The 19,351-nt window shown below is 37.7% G+C and carries 13 protein-coding genes and 1 pseudogene; 6 read left to right on the forward strand and 8 right to left on the reverse strand.

The features are described 5' to 3' along the window. Positions 1–16: 16 nt before the first annotated feature. Together PHO71_RS06855 and PHO71_RS06860 are read right to left on the reverse strand one after the other, a co-directional pair. Positions 17–1,273, reverse strand: a complete 1,257-nt coding sequence (locus tag PHO71_RS06855; protein ID WP_300200824.1) for a Gfo/Idh/MocA family oxidoreductase — start codon at positions 1,271–1,273, stop codon at positions 17–19. Positions 1,274–1,292: 19 nt separating this feature from the next. Then, positions 1,293–2,177, reverse strand: coding sequence for a sugar phosphate isomerase/epimerase (locus PHO71_RS06860; RefSeq protein ID WP_300200827.1), 885 nt, complete (start codon positions 2,175–2,177; stop codon positions 1,293–1,295). Between the two features lie 387 nt (positions 2,178–2,564). Here PHO71_RS06860 and PHO71_RS06865 point away from each other — a divergent pair, with 387 nt between their 5' ends. The 5 genes and pseudogenes from PHO71_RS06865 (at position 2,565) to PHO71_RS06885 (ending at position 10,683) form a co-directional block, all read left to right on the forward strand. Beyond that, the gene (locus PHO71_RS06865) at positions 2,565–4,115 is read left to right on the forward strand and encodes an AAA family ATPase (RefSeq protein ID WP_300200830.1); all 1,551 of its coding nucleotides are present in this window, start codon (positions 2,565–2,567) and stop codon (positions 4,113–4,115) included. Continuing rightward, entirely contained in the window at positions 4,084–5,547 is a 1,464-nt protein-coding gene (locus tag PHO71_RS06870) for a hypothetical protein (protein WP_300200833.1), read from the forward strand. Before PHO71_RS06865 ends, PHO71_RS06870 begins: the two co-directional genes overlap by 32 nt. 33 nt (positions 5,548–5,580) lie before the next feature. After that, positions 5,581–6,063, forward strand: coding sequence for a DUF456 domain-containing protein (locus PHO71_RS06875; protein ID WP_300200836.1), 483 nt, complete (start codon positions 5,581–5,583; stop codon positions 6,061–6,063). Positions 6,064–6,234: 171 nt separating this feature from the next. After that, positions 6,235–8,307, forward strand: a pseudogene (locus PHO71_RS06880) (glycoside hydrolase family 127 protein); the annotation flags it as partial. A 198-nt stretch (positions 8,308–8,505) separates the two neighbouring features. Beyond that, the gene (locus PHO71_RS06885) at positions 8,506–10,683 is read left to right on the forward strand and encodes a family 16 glycoside hydrolase (protein ID WP_300200936.1); all 2,178 of its coding nucleotides are present in this window, start codon (positions 8,506–8,508) and stop codon (positions 10,681–10,683) included. 79 nt (positions 10,684–10,762) lie between these two features. On the opposite strand, the gene rpiB is transcribed toward PHO71_RS06885, so the two are convergent. The 5 genes from rpiB to PHO71_RS06910 all read right to left on the reverse strand — a co-directional run bounded on the left by rpiB (position 10,763) and on the right by PHO71_RS06910 (position 16,820). Beyond that, positions 10,763–11,197: a ribose 5-phosphate isomerase B gene (gene rpiB, locus PHO71_RS06890; protein ID WP_300200839.1), complete on the reverse strand. Its 435-nt coding sequence runs from the start codon at positions 11,195–11,197 to the stop codon at positions 10,763–10,765. Then, a complete protein-coding gene (locus PHO71_RS06895; RefSeq protein ID WP_300200842.1) occupies positions 11,197–13,206 on the reverse strand; it encodes a transketolase in 2,010 nt (669 codons plus the stop codon). The genes rpiB and PHO71_RS06895 overlap by 1 nt, the downstream gene beginning before the upstream one ends. A 161-nt stretch (positions 13,207–13,367) precedes the next feature. Further along, on the reverse strand, positions 13,368–14,912 hold the full coding sequence (locus PHO71_RS06900) for an alpha-L-arabinofuranosidase C-terminal domain-containing protein (RefSeq protein WP_300200845.1): 1,545 nt from the start codon (positions 14,910–14,912) through the stop codon (positions 13,368–13,370). Between the two features lie 10 nt (positions 14,913–14,922). Further along, on the reverse strand, positions 14,923–15,615 hold the full coding sequence (locus PHO71_RS06905) for an NUDIX domain-containing protein (RefSeq protein WP_300200938.1): 693 nt from the start codon (positions 15,613–15,615) through the stop codon (positions 14,923–14,925). A gap of 65 nt (positions 15,616–15,680) precedes the next feature. Then, the gene (locus PHO71_RS06910) at positions 15,681–16,820 is read right to left on the reverse strand and encodes an aldose epimerase family protein (RefSeq protein WP_300200848.1); all 1,140 of its coding nucleotides are present in this window, start codon (positions 16,818–16,820) and stop codon (positions 15,681–15,683) included. Between the two features lie 226 nt (positions 16,821–17,046). On the opposite strand from PHO71_RS06910, the gene PHO71_RS06915 reads away from it, so the two are divergent. Continuing rightward, entirely contained in the window at positions 17,047–18,090 is a 1,044-nt protein-coding gene (locus PHO71_RS06915) for a HEPN domain-containing protein (RefSeq protein ID WP_367279886.1), read from the forward strand. Between the two features lie 94 nt (positions 18,091–18,184). On the opposite strand, the gene galK is transcribed toward PHO71_RS06915, so the two are convergent. After that, complete coding sequence (gene galK, locus PHO71_RS06920) at positions 18,185–19,339, reverse strand: galactokinase (protein ID WP_300200851.1); 1,155 nt, start codon at positions 19,337–19,339, stop codon at positions 18,185–18,187. Positions 19,340–19,351 lie beyond the last annotated feature (12 nt).

A 19,351-nucleotide genomic window follows, 5' to 3' on the forward strand; every position in this document is an offset into this window, starting at 1 on the left:
TCAAATTTTGAATGAACTAAATATTCCACGGCGCTCTCGATGGTTGATCCAGTAAACGGTTGGCTGCCTCGTCATCAATGAACTCAATTTTTACAGGGTCGAAGTTTAGTGTTCTGTTCAAACGAAGGGCTGTTGCTCCTATATTCACAATTGTTGCCGAACGGAATCCGTTTTGTTCATTTAATGCAAATGGCTGACGAGTTTTAATACTTTCAATGAAGTCTGAAACCTGTGGTTCCGGTTCGGGATAATCAGCAAGCTTCTTTTCCCAATCTGGAATGTCACACACAAAATTTTTATATACATTACCGTTAGGACCTGCTATATAAGGAGTGTCCGGATTACCATAGTCTCCTCCCCAAAGCACAATCTGACAACCGTCAGCATATGTGTAAGTAATAGAACGCCAAACTCCGACTGCATCCGGATGCTGTTGTGGAGCATCTACTTCCACTTTCACAGGGCTAGTATCATCTTTACCTAATATATATTGTACGGGGTCGATATAATGTTGTCCCATATCGCCCAAACCACCACTATCATAGTCCCAATATCCACGGAAATTCTGGTGAACACGATGAGCATTGTATGGTTTGTAAGGAGCCGGGCCTAACCACATATCATAATCCAATTCTGTTGGAACTGTTTGCGGCTCGAGATGTTCTTTTCCTACCCAGAAAAACTTCCAGTCAAATCCGGTATGCTTGCTGATAGTTACTTTCAGTGGCCATCCTAACATTCCGCTTTGTACTAATTTCTTTAAAGGCTTAACCGGAGTTCCCAATCCATAGAACTGATCTTCGAAACGGAACCAAGTGTTCAGACGGAACATACGTCCATATTGTTCCACAGCTTCTTTTACGCGTTTACCTTCACCGATTGTACGTGTCATTGGTTTCTCGCACCAAATGTCTTTTCCTGCTTTTGCAGCTTCTACCGACATGATTCCATGCCAATGAGGTGGAGTTGCAATATGAACGATATCTACATTCGGATCTAAAATCAAATCACGAAAATCGTGATAAGCTGCTATTTTATCTTTTACCAGATTTTTGCCTAGTTCAAGATGCTTTTTATCAACGTCACACACTGCTACTAAGCGTGTACCTGCATAATTTACATGCCCTCTACCCATTCCTCCGACACCAATGATACCTTTGGTCAATTGATCACTTGGAGCAATATAGCCATGTCCCAATACGTGGCGCGGCACAATTGTGAAAAGAGCTAGTCCACCGACTGTTTTTAAGAAGTCTCTTCTGTCCATTCCCATAGTAATAAAATTTATATGATTATTTGTCTAACAATTTTTGCAAATATTTACGAGTCTTGATTACATAATCTCGATTGCTATCACCCAACTCACACTCAATAGTTAAAGAACCCTCGAAGTTCTGCTTTTTCAATTCTTCAATTACAGCTGGAAAATTGACCTCACCTTCGGGTATGTTTACTTCTTTACCTAATATATAAGGATTATTCGGATCGGGATATTTCCCGTCTTTTGCATGAAATTCTTTAATTAAACTACCGAACTGTTTTACAGCATCAAGTGAATTTGCTTTTCCATACATTAATAGATTAGCCAAGTCACAATTGATAAAAAGATTTCCTGTCCCTATATCTTTAATTGCGCGAATCAATGTGGTTGGTGTTTCCTGTCCTGTTTCAAAATAGATCATGATATTACGCTCTTTTGCATAATTTGCTAACCCTTTCATAACCTCAATAAAACTTTTGTATTGTTCAGATGCTAAATCTTCCGGGATGAAACCAAAATGCGAGTGCATCGCAGGTATGTCTGCCATTACACAGAAATCAATCATTTTACGATAAACTGCCAGTTTCTCTTCACGTCCATTTTCAGGGACTAAACCAATTGTAGAAGGCCCTTCTTTGAAATTCCAAACACAATGTCCGGGAACCGAAACTACTGTTGTAACTTTAATCTGATGTTTTTTAGATGCAACCTTCAACTTTTCAGCAAAGTTTTTATCCATTTTCTGGCTGTATTGAAGTTGGCAAGATCCAAATCCGGAGTCATGTAATTCTTTGAAACTTTTATCAATATCACTCCAATCATATTGAATAACACCTATTGTGATTTTATTCTCTGCTTTAATTCCACAGAGGGGAATTAAGAAGGCTAACAATAATAAGTAAAATCGTTTATTCATCGTATAACTATTTAAGTTGGCTAACATTAGTATGATATAAGATTAGGATAATATGGGATTATCCGTAGTGCTGACGAAGGAGTAAAATATAATTCTTACTAAATCTTCTAATATCTGATAAAAAAATTAAGGTCCTTTCTTTTTCATTGTATTAGCGTTTCGTTTTTGATAGGTATAGTTGTTTTTCAATTGTGCAAAGATATTCTTTTTTTTCTGATACTATGTAATATTTGAGATAAAATAAATAAAAAAGTTAATGTAATACCTACCTTTTTGAAGCACTTATTCACTTTAAGCTAATAGAATTTATGAAATGTTTAGTATAAATGTGGTTTTTGTTATCTTTGGTGGAAATTTAGACTTTAGTATATATTTATATATAAGGTAATGGAAATAAGAGAACGAATACAATTATTATTGGTTGAAATGAACCGGGGAGTTTATGAAAAGGAAAGAGAAATAAGCTTGTCCTTGTTGGCTGCTTTGGCCGGTGAAAGTATTTTGCTGTTAGGACCTCCGGGAGTAGCTAAATCAATGGTGGCACGTCGGTTGAAAAAGGCTTTTGTCAAAGCAAGAGCTTTTGAGTATTTGATGTCTCGTTTTTCCACCCCTGATGAGATTTTTGGTCCGGTAAGTATCAGTCGGTTAAAAGTGTCAGATAAGTATGAACGTGTCGTTGATGGATATTTGCCGATGGCAGATGTCGTATTTTTGGATGAGATATGGAAGGCTGGTCCCGCTATCCAAAATACATTATTGACAGTAATCAATGAAAAATTATTCAGAAATGGTGATACTGAACTAAAATTGCCTTTAAAGTTATTGGTGGCAGCCAGTAATGAATTACCGACTCAAGGAGAAGGTCTGGAAGCTTTGTGGGATCGATTTTTGCTTCGTGTGATTTGTACGTGTGTGAAGCAAGAGGATACATTCTATATGATGTTACTGAATGATAGCGATGAAGTGGAAGAAACAACCTGTCAATGGCAAATCTCTAATGAAGAATATGCGGAATGGCAAAAAAAAATAAGGCAGATAACTGTTGCTGCTGATGTGCTGTCATGTATCACGGAAATTCGTAAATACTTAAGTAAAGTAGAGATACAAACTTCCGAAGTACATCGGAGTGTATATATAAGTGATCGGCGTTGGAAAAATATTGTTCGCCTATTAAAGACATCTGCCTTTATACATGGACGTATAGATGTTAGTACGACTGACATTTTGCCTATTTATCATTGTTTGTGGAATGAACCGGATGAATATACGAATATTCGTCAAATAGTGATTCGTGCAGTGTTTGTTCCTTATGTGAAAGAGCTCACATCTGTTACTTTATCTCTTAAATCAGATTTAAAAGTAAGTCGGGTACGCGAGGCATTAGAGAAAGCCAGACAAAAAGGAGATCGTCGGGATGATGATTTGTTGATAACGGATCATTTTTATTATCAAGTGGAAAATCATGGTACGGGCAATACCTATATTTTTATAGTTGATTATAAAAATATGAAAGAGTATAGCACAAAAGATGCGCCAATGGTGGGAGTGATGTATACTGATCCGTTGAATCCCAAGCGAACAATTATTCGTACCTTTTCTGATGCTGTATTATTAAAAGAACAAGGAGCTGAGCGGGTTACACTGTTCAGGGATAGCAGACATCTTTATATTAATGGTGTACGTTTTCCGATGAAGAGGCTCACCGGTGGCGAACAGCAACAGTTGTGGTTAGGAAACCTTTCCATAACCGATCGGGATTATGAGACAGAATTGGAGGTGATAAGTGCAAAGATAGATAAACAAGTTAAAGGTTTACGGGAAAATATATTTGTAACGGAAGAAGATAAAAAGGAAATAGATCAATATATAGCAACTATCCGTAAGGAGATTGCATGGGCACGCGTGGATGTACGTAAGTTACGGTATGGTGATGAATAGATATAATTCAGCTTTTTATATCCAAGCTTTGGATAAGTATATGAAAACGGGAGAATGTGCAAAAACTGACTCAGAACCATTATATGCTTATTTATTGTCTGTCATGAATGATGCGGTTATAAAAATTCAAGTTTTGAATAATGATATCTGTGCCTGTGTTTTTTATGATACGATGGTACAATTTATCAATCTGAATTTGAATAAAGAAAAATATAACTTGCAAAAGAGCCAGGCTGAACAAGAGGGAATGGAACATGTTATGGATTGGTCAATTGATCGACGTAGAGATGGTTGGCAGGCGTTGCTTAAGCAGTTGGGTGATGCATATCAGGAATTTGGTTTTGATCATCGTTTTTACAGAGCGCAGTTTGGGCAGGAAGGAAAGTATGCGGACGACAAGACTTGGGAGAAAATGATAGATGATTGGAAAGAGGCTTTTCACCAGAAAAATCAGAAACAAAAGGAGGAAGAGATCGAATTGCGTAAAGATAGTCTGGAACAAAGAATGCGCTCTAATTTTAAAAAAATTCCAGAGTATCTGGATAAGAATAAAGTAGAGAAGGATGAATTCTTTCAATCTTGGGGATTAATGAACGGTATTTGGAACACATTTGATTTTGAACGGATACGAAAGATTGTCCGTATTCAGAAAGAGTTTCCTGAAATTCTGAAAATTGCGAATAAAATGGGACGTATTGCTGCTGATGATGGTCAAGAGCAGTTGTCTGTCGCAGAAGGGGATATTTATAAGATGGAACATGCTTCTAAATGTGATATATTGGGTATTACAATAGGAAATGATTTAAATTCGCTTTTGCCTATCGAATTAGCTCATTGTGCAGATACTGAGTTAGAAAATTTGTTTGTTTATAAGTACCTTACCGGTAAACTGCAAAATTTCCGATATAAATCAGAGATTATGAAACCTGCCAAGCGGTTGGAAGTGAGACCTGCAGCGTTGAAAGGACCAATGATTGTTTGTCTGGATACTTCTGGGAGTATGGTTGGTAAACCGGAAAAGATTGCCTACTCTTTGATGGTGAAACTGTTAGAAATAGCTGATAGACAGAGACGTGATTGTTTTCTGATTGCTTTTTCTGTGTCTGTCAATCCGATTGATGTCCGGCGAGAACGAGCGAGGCTTCTTGATTTTTTTTCTACTACGGCTTGCGGAGATACAGATGCTACTAGAATGCTAAATACTACATTTCAGTTGCTTCTATCAAATAAAGACTATATGAATGCAGATATATTATGGATCAGTGATTTTAAAATACCTCTTTCTTCTCCGAAATTAATCCGGCAAATGCAGGAATACCGGGATGCTAGCACGCGTTTTTATGGTTTACAGATTGGAATTGCCGAGAATGAATGGGCTTCCTTTTTTGACTATATTTATCAGATTAGTTACACTCCGGTAAGGCGTTATTGATATTTTTTTGTTTATATAATAAATTGAAGATAAATGGGAGACATCATTCTTATTGTATTAAGTGTTATTTGTCTGATTACCGGATTGATAGGTTGCATACTTCCGATGCTTCCGGGACCTCCGATTGCATATGTCGGATTATTATTGCTTCATGCAACAGATAAAGTGCAATATTCCACTAATCAATTACTCATTTGGCTATTGTTTGTTATTATTGTGCATATCTTGGATTATTTTACTCCAATGTTAGGCAGTAAATATAGTGGAGGTAGCAGATGGGGAAGTTGGGGGTGTATTACCGGAACCATTGTTGGCTTGTTTTTTCTTCCATGGGGGATTATTGTCGGACCATTTCTAGGAGCTGTGATAGGGGAATTGTTAGGAGATCGTAAATTACGTGAGGCTATAAAATCCGGTATTGGTTCACTACTGGGCTTTCTGTTTGGTACGGTTTTGAAACTACTGTTGTGTGGATACTTTTGTTATCAGTTTATTATTGGGGTATTTAACATATAGGTTTTAATAAAAATGATATAATGTAGTTCTTTTAGTGATGTGCCTGTATGAACTGGTCTGTGTTTTATAACATAAATAAAACCATACCAGATCGTACCAGTATTTGTTTTTTAATCCATATATTTGCACCGATTATTTTTTATTTGCTTGCATCAATAAATTAACTACTATATGAAAAATAAGCTTTTATGTCTCGTCTCAATGACAGTTATTGTTACTGGAGGAGTCACAACTTCTTACGCAAAAGGGGATGATAAATCTCCTGTCCAATTTATTCCTGTAAAGGATGTGCAAATTAATGATGCATTTTGGAGTCCGAAATTTAACCGATGGAATAGTGTTACGGTACCAGATGTATTCGATAAATTTGAAGGCAAACACTTAACTCCTGGAGAACAAGCAGAAAACAATACATTTATAAATTTTGATGATGTAGCTGCCGGGAAAAAAGGTACAGGGCATAATGTCGGTCTTCCATGGTTCAATGGATTGGTGTATGAAACGATTCGGGGGGTATCTGATTTGTTGATACAACATCCTGATAAGAAGCTGGAAGAGAGGGTGGACGGATATATTGCCCGGATAGAAGCGGCCCAGAAGGCTGATCCTAATGGCTTTATCGATACTTATACCGACTTGATCCAACCGGGAAATCGTTGGGGAGAGAATGGGGGTTTTTTGCGTTTCCAACATAATGTATATAATGCCGGAATGTTAATTGAAGCCGGGGTTCATTACTACCAGGCTACCGGAAAAGTAAAACTTTTAGAGGTAGCAGTCCGGTTGGCCAATTATATGTGTGATTTAATGGGGCCAGCTCCGAAGAAAAATATCATACCTTCACATTCCGGTCCGGAAGAACCTATAATTAAGCTGTATTGGTTGTTTAAACAAAATCCGGATTTGAAAAAGTTAATCACTCTTCCTGTAGACGAAAATGAATACTGGAACTTGGCCACTTTCTGGTTAGAAAATAGAGGGAATCATTGTGGTTATCCGTTGTGGGCAAATTGGGGAAATGAAGAATCAGAACGTTGGATTCGAGATCAGAAATATAAAGATTCTCAATTCGGGAAAAATGCACGTCCTTCGTGGGGAGATTATGCTCAAGACTCTATCTCTATTTTTGAACAGAAAACGATAGAGGGGCATGCGGTACGTGCTACCTTGTTGGCGACAGGTATTGCTTCAGCTGCTTTGGAAAATCAATCTCCCAAATATATACAGACGGCTATTAATTGGTGGGATAATATGGTAGGTAGACGTATGTTTATAACCGGTGGAGTCGGAGCAATCCATTTTGACGAGAAGTTTGGGGCTGATTATTTCCTGCCAACAGATGCTTATCTCGAAACTTGCGCTGCAGTAGGAGCTGGTTTCTTTAGTCAGCGGATGAACGAACTGACTGGTGAGGGTAAATATATGGATGAATTTGAGCGAGTATTATATAATAATGTACTGACCGGTATTTCTCTTTCCGGTGATAAATATACATATCAAAATCCCTTGAATTCACATAGTCATTCTCGTTGGGAATGGCACTCTTGTCCATGTTGTCCTCCGATGTTTCTTAAAATAGTATCGGTAATGCCGGGTTTCATATATGCTAAAAAGGCTGATCAAGTTATTGTTAATCTGTTTGTAAGTAGCCAGACTAAAATTGATTTGAAGAATAATGTTGTTCGCGTTCAGCAAGAAACGAATTATCCCTGGACAGGAAAGATAAAGCTAATTATTCATCCTGAAAAGAAAAATAAGTTTTCTGTGAAAATACGAATTCCGGGATGGGCACAGAAAATTGAGAATCCATATGGACTTTATCGTTCTGATCTGAATTCTCCGATTACGTTGAGCATAAACGGAAAATCAGAGAAAGTAAATGTTATTGATGGTTATGTTGAACTTAATCGTAGTTGGAAAGAAGAAGATTGTATTGAACTGAACTTACCTATGCAACCTCGAGTTATAACAGCTTGCGATGAGGTCAAAGATCTTAGGGGGAAAGTAGCTTTGGCTTCCGGTCCTTTGATCTACTGTCTGGAAGAAACAGATAATGCAAAACTGGATCAATTAAAAATAGATACGAAACATTCAATGAAATTAGTTTCTGAAAAGAGCCTTCTGGAAGGAGTGAATGTGATAAAAGGAAATGCCGTGGATGATAAAGACCGACAGGTCACTTTTACTGCTGTTCCATATTATGCAATGGGAAACCGTGAACAGGGTGCTTATGAGGTATGGATTGATGATGCATATGGGCAGCCACAGAGTGAGCGTATTGACATTGATGCCTCAAAGATTGAAAATACGATTCCTGCTTATCTTTATGGATCTTGTATAGAAGATGTTAATCATGAAATATATGGCGGTATCTATAATCAACGAATTTTCGGGGAGAGTTTTGAAGAGCCTACGCCTGATGGCATATTTGATGACTTTTCAATTTATGAGGGGGCTTGGAATGCTTCACAAGGAGAACTTTACGTAAGAGGTACAAATGGTGCTAAATTCATTTACAATCCAATGGAAGTGCAAGACGGCTCTGTGGAAGTGGATATTAAGTTTGATAGTGCAGCGGGCGAAAATGCAGGATTAATCACCCGGGTATCCCAAGAAGCGAAAGGTGCTGATTCTTTCAATGGGTATGAAATAAGCCTTGCTGCTAATGGGAAAAAAGTGGTGGTTGGAAAACACGAACAAAACTTTAAACATATTCGGGATATAGAAGTGGACTGTAAGCCTACTGAATGGAATCGCCTGAAAGTTGCTATGAATGGTAACAAAATGGAGGTTTTTGTGAATGGTAAAAGTATATTCGTCCATACGGAAGATAACCCTAATCTTGTTGCAGGTAAAATTGGATTACGTTCGTGGCATTCCAATGTGAAGTTTCGTAATGTCAGAATTAAGACTGACAATGTGGATGAAATTTTAAAATTACGTGCAATCCCTCAGCCTGCAGTTAGTTCTCAATGGGCATCTATTCAAACAGGAAATGTGAAAGCAGATTATGTTCATGATAATAAAAATGCCTATAATACGAATTGGTCACAATGTATTAGTAAAACAGGAGGAACCGGTAAAGTTGGAGTAGCCAATATGGGGCTTAATAAATGGGGAATCGGTATTAAAAAAGATCAAAAATATGTTGGTAGTTTATTCCTTAAAGGAACCTATAGCGGAACTGTGAAAGTATCCTTACAGAGTGCAGATGGTAGTCACGAATATACAGTACAAGAAATAGACGGTATTACTAATGGCTGGAAGAAGTTTTCATTTGAACTGACTCCTGATACGACTGATGCTAATGCACGTTTTGCCATATATATAGAAAAAAATGGAAAATTATGGGTTGATCAGGTGACCTTAATGGGAACCGGGAGCGATCTTTTTCATGGACTTCCACTTCGCAATGATATTGCTCAATTGATGGTCGATCAGGGTTTAACGTTCTTGCGTTATGGTGGTACTATGGTGAATGCCCCTGATTACAAATTCAAAAATATGATTGGTGATAGAGCTAAACGTCCCCAATATAAAGGTCACTGGTATCCTCACTCGACTAATGGATTCGGCATTGAAGAATTTCTTCAGTTATGTGAAGCAGGAGGTTTTGTCCCTTCTTTCGCAGTGAATGTAGGAGAGTCGGCCCAAGATATGGCAGATATGATCGAATATTTGAATGGTCCGATCACTTCTGAATGGGGCAAAAAACGTGCGGAAGCCGGACATCCTAAGCCATATAATATAAAGTATATAGAGATCGGAAATGAAGAGGTTATTTGGGGAGATATTCGCAAGGATTACGAACAGTATATTCAGGATTTTAATCGCATTTATGATGCCATAAAGTCAAAGGATTCGAAGGTTGAATTTATCTCTGCAGCTTGGTGGCGTCCGGAATCACCGGAAAATATGAAAATGGTGTTCGACGCGCTCAATGGAAAAGCTGCTTTTTGGGATTATCATCCTTGGACTGACGATGACCGTTTGGGATCTCAAGTGGAAGGAGAGTTAAAAACAATGAGAGACTATTTCCTGAAATGGGATCCGAATACAACGATGAAGTGTGCTCTTTTTGAAGAAAATGGAGTGACACACGATATGCGACGTGCTTTGGGGCATGTGACGATTCAAAATGCGGCTCGTAGGATGGGGGACTTTTTACTGACTACTTGTGCTGCTAACGCATTAGAACCCTATTTGCAAAATGATAACGGCTGGAATCAGGGACAAATATTTTTTAATTCCTCACAAGCATGGGGAATGCCTCCTTTCTACGCTACCCAAATGGCTGCTAAATATCATAAACCTTTCAGAGTGTTTAGTGCAACTCATGGAGGACTGGATGTAACAGCTGCTACGGACGAGAAGAAAGACGAAGTTGTTCTTCATGTTTCAAATATCCATGATCGTGTGATTACTGCTGATATTTTTATGCAAGGATTTGAATCTCCTTCAAAGATTAAGGTTATTACTTTATCAGGTACGGAAAAGGATAAAAATACACCGCAGCAACCGGAAAGGATTGTTCCACAAGAGAAAGTACTTTACCATACAACAGATGTGAAATATGAATTCCCTGCTAATTCATATACCATCCTGATATATCAAAAGTAAAGATTGGTATCTTAAACAAAAAAAGAACTGTTCTAATTCAAGAACAGTTCTTTTTTTGTTTTATTTAATTTGTAGGCTTTTATTCCGTCGGAATCTTATCAATTCGTTTCTGATGACGACCTCCTTCAAACTCTGTTGAGAAGAATTCACTCAGAATCATGTCTGCTTCTGCTGTACTGACAAAACGTCCCGGCATTACAAGTATATTGGCATCATTATGTAAACGAGCCAGATGTGCGATTTCCGCATTCCAGCAGAGAGCGGCACGAATACCTTGATGCTTGTTTAAAGTCATATTAATTCCGTTTCCACTTCCACAAATCGCAATTCCCGGATAACATTCTCCTGCTTCTATTGCAAGAGCTAAAGGATGTGCATAATCCGGATAATCTACACTAATCGTTGAATTGGTACCAAAATCTTTATAAGCCCAGCCTTTTACTTCCAACCAGCCACGAACATATTCTTTTAGTTCGAAACCGGCATGGTCACACGCTAATCCGATAATTTTCATTAGAGCATTGCTTTTACTTCGTTATACACATTCTCGGCAGTAAATCCAAGCTTTTCATCTAATACTTTATAAGGAGCAGAGAATCCGAATGAATCTAATCCCCAAACCTTACCATCGCAACCTACCAAACCTTGAAGGGTTACAGGCAGACCTGCAGTCAGACCAAAAATCTTGGCTCCCGTAGGTAGAATAGATTCTTGATATTCTTTTGATTGGCTCCGGAATAGGCCCTCAGACGGAGCTGATACGATACGGATTTTTACACCGTCTTTGCGGAGAAGTTCAGCACCTGCTACCAATGTAGAAACTTCAGAGCCGGAAGCAACCAGAATAACATCCGGATTTTCGTCTGAACCTGCTACGATATAAGCACCCTTTGCTGCTTTTTCGTAATCAGTTCCAACAGGAAGATTTGTAATATTCTGACGGGATAAAATCAAACCGGTTGGAGTATAGATATTTTCCATTGCGAGTTTCCATGCAATAGTTGTTTCTTCTACATCTGCCGGGCGGAGTACTAACATTGAGTTATGTCTCTTATGATTTTTAAGTTTCTCCATTAAACGTATTTGAGCCTCCTGTTCAACCGGTTCGTGAGTAGGTCCATCTTCACCTACACGGAAAGCATCATGCGACCATATGAATTTAACAGGCTGTTCCATTAAAGCTGCCATGCGTATAGCCGGTTTCATATAATCGGAAAATACAAAGAAAGTACCACACGCAGTGATGACACCACCATGTAAAGACATACCAATGCAAACACAAGCCATTGTCAATTCTGATACACCGGCTTGGAAGAATGCTCCACTGAAATCACCTTTCTTGAAAGCATGCGTTTTTTTCAGGAACCCATCTGTTTTATCTGAATTAGAAAGGTCGGCAGAAGCAACAATCATATTTTCTACTTGTGTAGCAAGTGTTCCCAAAACAGTTGCAGACCCGACACGTGTAGCACCACCTGCTTTTTGCTCGACAACTGTCCAGTCTATTTTGGGCGCTTTTCCTGCAAAGAAAGTTTCCAATTTAGCAGCTTGCTCCGGATTGTTTTTTGCCCATGCAGCTTTCACTACATATTTTTCAGCTACAATATTCTTTAATTCTGCACTACGTTTTGTATATAACTCAGCTACTTCAGGGAATACAACAAATGGATTTGTTGGATCTCCATCTAAGTTCTTGATGGTGTTTATATATGCATCGCCACCAAGTGGAGCACCATGAGTAGCACAATTAGCTTCGTAACTGCTGCCATCCGCTTTACGTGCACCTTTACCCATCACTGTTTTACCAATGATCAATGTCGGGCGTTCTTTTTCAGCTTTAGCTTTTTTGAGAGCCGTACGGATAGCATCTACATCATTACCGTTGATGCTAATAACTCTCCATCCCCAAGCCTCATATTTCATGGCAGTATTTTCGATCGTTACATCTTTCGTTTCTGTAGAAAGCTGAATATCGTTGGCATCATAGAACATAATCAAATTGTCCAATCCCAATGCCCCTGCAATACGTCCGGCACCTTGAGATATTTCTTCCTGTATACCACCATCAGAAATATAAGCGTAGATGGTTTGATCCATTACTTCATTAAAACGTGCTTTCAGGAATTTGGCAGCGATAGCAGCACCTACTGCAAAAGTATGTCCTTGTCCCAATGGTCCCGACGTGTTTTCCACACCACGCATGATATCTACTTCAGGATGTCCCGGAGTTGGGCTTCCCCATTGGCGGAATTCTTTCAATTCATCCAATGTATATTTGCCGGTCAGTGCCAACGTAGAATAAAGCATTGGAGACATATGACCCGGGTCAAGGAAAAAGCGGTCACGTCCTTCCCAACGCGGATTTTCAGGATCATATACTAAAAATTCAGAGAAGAGTACGTTCACAAAATCAGCACCACCCATGGCACCACCCGGATGACCGGAATTGGCTTTTTCAACCATTGAAGCAGCAAGAATACGGATGTTGTCCGCTGCACGATTCATAAGTTTGTTATCGTTCATATCTTTATATTTAATAAATTCCGTTTATATTTTTTGCAAAGATAACTCTTTCTCTGTAATTGACAATGAGAAAATGCTTTCTTTTTCTTTCCTTTCCTTTCTATATTTAATTCTATATTCTTTCGATTACAATGCGCACCCCTCTCTGGTATATCAGGAAGCTAGTATAACTTCAATGTAACAATAGACTTAGCAGGTAGTTTTACTTTTAGGATTCCTTTATTGATTTTTACCTCTTTGAATGGAGCTAATTTTACATTATTAGGATTCTCGAACGAATTATAATCGGTTAGATTAGACGAAGTTAAAATTTCACCGGATGCTTTAGAAGCATTTATGTTGGGTAAGTTAATAGTTACTTCTTGTGTATTATCTGCGTCTACATTAGAAAGTGAAAGATGAATAATGCCATTTTTATTTTTTGAAGCAGTAGCACTTATATATGGTACTACACGATTTTGACGTACATTTACTTTTTCACAACTTAACTCAAGTGGGAGATAGGTGGCGTCTTGGTGTACTTTGTACATTTTGAAAACATAGTAAGTGGGAGTTAATACCATCTCTTTTTCTTTTGTCAGTATCATAGATTGAAGTACATTCACTATTTGAGCTATATTTGCCATCTTTAAACGGTCGGTGTATTTATGGAATACATCAAGACTTAAAGACGCAACAAAAGCATCACGTAATGTGTTTTGTTGAAACAAATGTCCTCTGGTTGTTCCGGGTTCTTCATCCCACCATGTTCCCCATTCGTCAAGCATAAGAGCAATCCGCTTATCTTTATCGTATTTATCCATAATGGCACAATGTTTCTTGATTACATCTTCTATTTCAAGGCATTTGCCCATAGTCCAGTAATAATCATCTTTATTAAATTTTGTTGCTGCTCCTTTACTGCCACTCCACCCGGTTACAGTATAGTAGTGTAAAGAAAGCCCTTGCATTCCATGTCCAACGCGGTTCATTAATACTTCTGTCCAGTTGTAATCATAATCACTTGCTCCGCTGGCGATTTTGAATAAATAGTTACCGTCATAATTCCGGCAATAAGTAGAATAACGACGATATAAATCTGAATAATATTCCGGACGCATACTACCACCGCATCCCCAACTCTCATTTCCTACACCGATAAATTTTACTTTCCATGCCTTATCGCGACCGTTTTTACGGCGAAGGTTAGCCATTGGAGAGTCTCCTTCAGAAGTCATATATTCCACCCATTTGGCTAACTCTTCAACTGTTCCGCTACCTACGTTTCCACTGATATAAGGTTCACAGCCTAACATTTCACAAAGATTTAAAAACTCGTGTGTGCCGAAGCTATTATCTTCAATGGTTCCACCCCAATTGTTGTTTACCATTTTAGGACGATTTCCTTTCGGACCGATACCATCCATCCAATGATATTCATCCGCAAAGCACCCACCAGGCCAGCGGAGAACAGGAACAGATAAATCTTTCAATGCTTTAAAAACATCTGCACGATATCCTTTAATATTAGCAATTTCGGAGTTTTCACCTACCCAAAGTCCACCATAGATACATGAACCTAAATGTTCAGCAAACTGACCATATATTTCTTTAGGGATAATTTCTTTGCCTTGATCGGTATGTACAGTAATGGTAGCTTCCTTTTGTGCAGAAAGAGAAATTGATGCTGCCAGAAAGGCTGTGCTGACTAATAACTTTGTTTTCATAATCATATTTTTAAAGTTTAAATTTAGGATCTTTGTGATATGCCCTGCTATTAAATTGATATAAAGCAGCACCACGTTTTGAACCTGTTTTATCTATTTTATCCGTTTTTTCTATAAATCCCATGTCGGCTACCCGTTTACGGAAGTTACGTTTATCTATTGGTTCTCCATAAATAGCTTCATACAAACTTTGCAATTGAGATAATGTGAAGAGCCTAGGTAATAAATTGAAACCGATAGGCTCTATTGATGCCTTTTGTTTCATCAGTTCCCGTGCATTATTAACCATTTTCGGATGGTCGAAAATCAAGGAAGGTAGTTTATGGATATTTATCCAATAAGCATTATGATTCTGAACTAATTCTCTATTGTATTCATTAATATTGATCAGTGCATAATAAGCCACAGAAATTACTCGTTCACCCGGATCTCGATCAACAGCTCCAAAAGTTCCGACTTGTTCCATATACACATTCTCCAAACCGGTAAGTTCAGTGAGTACACGTTTGGCAGCTTCATCTACGCTTTCATCTTTTTGGACAAATCCTCCCATAAGTGACCATTCGCCCATTGCCGGAGCAAAATTTCTTTTTAATAGCAGCAAACTTATCTCCCCTTCATTAAATCCAAAGATGATGCAATCGACGCTTACATAAAGTGTAGGATTCGAACTGTAACAACCTTTTTGCTGCACTTCTTTCATTGTAAGATAATTTGGATTTACAATTAAGTTATTTTGATTCATTTCTATCATCTTTCCAATAATGACTATTTTTCTACAGAGAATTTGAAGATACACTCACTATTATAGGTTTCACCTGGTTCTAGAATTACAGAAGGCCAATCTTCTTTGTTAGGGCTGTCAGGATAATGTTGTGTTTCCAGACATACAGAAGCGCGTTGATTATAAACAATACCTTTTTTTCCGGTTACGGTCCCATTTAGAAAGTTACCGGTATATACTTGGATTCCCGGTTCATTCGTATATACTTCTAAACTAATTCCAGACTGGAGAGAGGTTAGTTTGGCAGCTATTTGGTGGATGTCTCCTTTAGTGTTCAAAACCCAATTATGATCATAACCATTTCCATGCTTTAGCTGAATGAAGTCATTGTTATTTATGTCTTGTCCGATTGCTTTTGGAGCAGTAAAGTCCATTGGAGTATTATTCACACAAGCAATTTCTCCTGTAGTCATAGATGTGCTGTCTATCGGTGTATAATAATTAGCATTTATATACAAAATATCGTCAGTAGAGACATTTGACGGATTACCGGAGAGATTGAAGAATGAATGATTAGTCATATTAATGACTGTTTTTTTATCTGTAACTGCTTTATATTTGATTTCAATAGCATTGTCATTTGTTAATTGATAGGTTACTTTTGCTGTAACATTACCGGGGAAGTTTTCATCTCCATCCGGTGAAAAATAAGTTAGTTCCAATGTTGATGAATCAATTTGTTTCGCATTATACACTTGACATTGCCATCCTTTCGGACCTCCATGCAAACAATGCCCATTTTTATTTTGGGGCAATTGAATCGTATCCCCCTCCAAAACAAAGCGTCCCTGATTGATACGATTGGCGTAACGACCTATAGAAGCACCAAAATTATTGGGTGTGTTGATGTAATCAGCAATGTTATCAAATCCCAAAACTACATCTTGCATTTTACCATTTTTATCGGGCACTATGATAGATACAATACGCCCACCAAAGTTGGTAATACATACTTCCATACCAGCTTCATTTTTTAACGCATAAAGAGCAGTTTGGATATTATTTACTTCTGTTTGAAATTTTACCGGGTCAAGACCCGATAAAGTCAGCTTGGACACTGGCTTGTTATTGCACGCTAATAGTATCATTACGGCGATTACTGTAAATAGGAAATGTTTTTTCATGGTATTATTATAATTGTAAATGAGATTTTTATCTTATTTTGGGTGTGAAAGTAACACTTTTGTTTAGTGTATCATATACACTCATGTATGTTATACAGCATAAAGATGAAAATGGCTATCAGTTATCAAAAAAATAGAATTAGCGATGAAAATAGATGGTATAGTTGTATTTTTCATTTAAAAGAAGTAATATTGCATGGAAAAGAATAAATAACAATACAATAGTATGAAACGAAGCATTAAGCGTCTTCCTAAATCTACGCAAGAAGAACTCAATTATTTAGTAGAGTCTATAATACGTCATATACCAAAGTGTGCAATGATTGTTTTATATGGCAGCTATGCTCGTGGTGGATATGTGTTGTGGGATGAGAGGATAGAGTTTGGTATTCATACTTCCTATCAAAGTGATTTGGACATCTTGGTTTTAACTTATAATTCGAGTGCACGCATTACTGAGGGGCAATTAGAAGAAAAAGTGGTTAGAAATTATCATAAAGCTTTTGCTTCCAGGCGTCATGCCGCACCTCAATTTATTGTAGAAGACATTAATTCTTTTAATAAGTCTCTTGACCAAAGGCGTTATTTTTACACAGATATTGTAAAAGAAGGTATTAAACTTTATGATGATAAAAAATTTAAATTAATGAAACCTCATGCACTTTCTTTCAAAGAGATCAAAAATATTGCTGAAGAAGAATTCAATAAGTGTTATCCGTTTGCTATTGGATTCATGAAGTATGCTTATATTGCTTTAGAGGATGAAATGAATGAACTGGGAGCTTTCCAACTTCATCAGGCTTGTGAAAGATTTTATTATTCCATAGAACTTGTTTTTGTGAATTATCGTCCTAAAAGTCATAAACTGAAAGATCTTGAAAGTAAGTGTAAAAAATATTCTCGCGATATAGCAACCGTATTTCTTCATAATACCGAATTTGAGAAGCATTGCTATGATTTGCTTTGTCGTGCTTATATTGAGTCACGGTATAATAAGGATTATGTAGTAACAAGAGAAGAGTTGGCATATATGCTCCAAAGAGCTGAGATTTTGAAAAAGATTACCTATACAGTTTGTTCCGAGCGACTACTTGCTTATGATTCAATGAGCGATACAGAAAATCAGAAGTTTACAGAGGTTTATCAAACTACTGAAAGGAAGGATATACCTACTTTGGCGGCAGATGAATTGGAAGATTCAAAGAATGATCCTGAAGAAAATGATATGTGTGGGAATGATTTTAAAGAAAATAGTTCTGAAAGAAAATGATCCCAAAGAATTCCGTATGAGTTTGTCGGTTAATAAATAAATTAGGGGTGGCTTTACTAAAAAGCCACCCCTAATATTTTATGAGAGATGTTTTTTATTCTAATCTACGTGAACCGTCACCGATTACTACATCATAAACTTTAGGGCTTCTGCCGAATTTGGCTTTGAAAGCTTCTTTTGTTTTTTCGATGAAGTTGTCGTACAATTCTTCTTTCACTAAGTTTATAGTACAGCCACCGAAGCCACCACCCATAACACGAGAACCTGTTACGCCATATTCTTTAGCGCAATCATTCAGGAAGTCAAGTTCTTCGCAGCTTACTTCGTACAACTTACTCATGCCATGGTGCGTTTCATACATCTTCTTACCTACAGTTTCGTAATCGTCTTTTTCCAATGCATCACATACATCAAGTACACGTTGAATTTCTTCGATCACATATTCAGCACGCATATAGTCTTCTTCATTGATGTCAGCTTTTGCTTCCTGTAACATTTCCATTGTACAGTCACGTAAGAATTCTACATGAGGATGTTTTTTCTGGATAGCAGCAACAGCAGCTTCACAACTTTGACGACGTTTGTTGTAAGCAGAAGATGCCAATTCATGTTTAACAACAGAATCTAGCAATACTAAACGATATCCTGTTGGATGGAAAGGGAAATATTGATATTCCAAAGAACGGCAATCCAAGCGAATCAAGCTACCAGCTTTACCGAATACGGAAGCAAACTGATCCATGATACCACAGTTTACTCCGCAGTAGTTATGTTCAGTAGCTTGTCCAACTTTAGCCAATTCAAATTTATCAATTTTATTTTCACCAAACAATTCATTCAATGCAAAAGCATAAGTACTTTCCAAGGCAGCAGAAGAAGACATTCCTGCACCCAGAGGTACATCACCTGCAAAAGCAGTATTGAATCCCTTTACGTCTAAACCACGTTTGATCATTTCACGGCATACACCGAAAATATATCTTGCCCAACTGGCACGAGGGGCATCTTCTTCGTTCAGACCAAATTCAACATAGTCTTTCAAGTCGATAGAATAGGCTTTTACTTTGTCAGTGCCGTTTGGTTTAATTTCGGCGATCATGCCTTTGTCAATAGCTCCCGGAAATACGAATCCACCATTATAATCAGTATGTTCACCAATCAAGTTAATGCGCCCCGGAGAGGCATATACAAATCCCGTGGTTCCGTCAAAATGCTTGATGAAACGACTTCTTACGTATTCTATATCCATGATAAAATCTTT

The sequence above is a fragment of the Bacteroides sp. genome (assembly GCF_028690125.1).
Classification (GTDB): Bacteria; Bacteroidota; Bacteroidia; order Bacteroidales; family Bacteroidaceae; genus Bacteroides.

Bases quoted from the DNA above. Each gene is read 5' to 3' on its own strand.
- PHO71_RS06855 (WP_300200824.1), bottom strand. From the start codon at position 1,273: ATGGGAATGGACAGAAGAGACTTCTTAAAAACAGTCGGTGGACTAGCT.
- PHO71_RS06860 (WP_300200827.1), bottom strand. From the start codon at position 2,177: ATGAATAAACGATTTTACTTATTATTGTTAGCCTTCTTAATTCCCCTC.
- PHO71_RS06865 (WP_300200830.1), top strand. From the start codon at position 2,565: ATGGAAATAAGAGAACGAATACAATTATTATTGGTTGAAATGAACCGG.
- PHO71_RS06870 (WP_300200833.1), top strand. From the start codon at position 4,084: ATGTACGTAAGTTACGGTATGGTGATGAATAGATATAATTCAGCTTTT.
- PHO71_RS06875 (WP_300200836.1), top strand. From the start codon at position 5,581: ATGGGAGACATCATTCTTATTGTATTAAGTGTTATTTGTCTGATTACC.
- rpiB (WP_300200839.1), bottom strand. From the start codon at position 11,197: ATGAAAATTATCGGATTAGCGTGTGACCATGCCGGTTTCGAACTAAAA.
- PHO71_RS06895 (WP_300200842.1), bottom strand. From the start codon at position 13,206: ATGAACGATAACAAACTTATGAATCGTGCAGCGGACAACATCCGTATT.
- PHO71_RS06900 (WP_300200845.1), bottom strand. From the start codon at position 14,912: ATGAAAACAAAGTTATTAGTCAGCACAGCCTTTCTGGCAGCATCAATT.
- PHO71_RS06905 (WP_300200938.1), bottom strand. From the start codon at position 15,615: ATGAAAGAAGTGCAGCAAAAAGGTTGTTACAGTTCGAATCCTACACTT.
- PHO71_RS06910 (WP_300200848.1), bottom strand. From the start codon at position 16,820: ATGAAAAAACATTTCCTATTTACAGTAATCGCCGTAATGATACTATTA.
- PHO71_RS06915 (WP_367279886.1), top strand. From the start codon at position 17,047: ATGAAACGAAGCATTAAGCGTCTTCCTAAATCTACGCAAGAAGAACTC.
- galK (WP_300200851.1), bottom strand. From the start codon at position 19,339: ATGGATATAGAATACGTAAGAAGTCGTTTCATCAAGCATTTTGACGGA.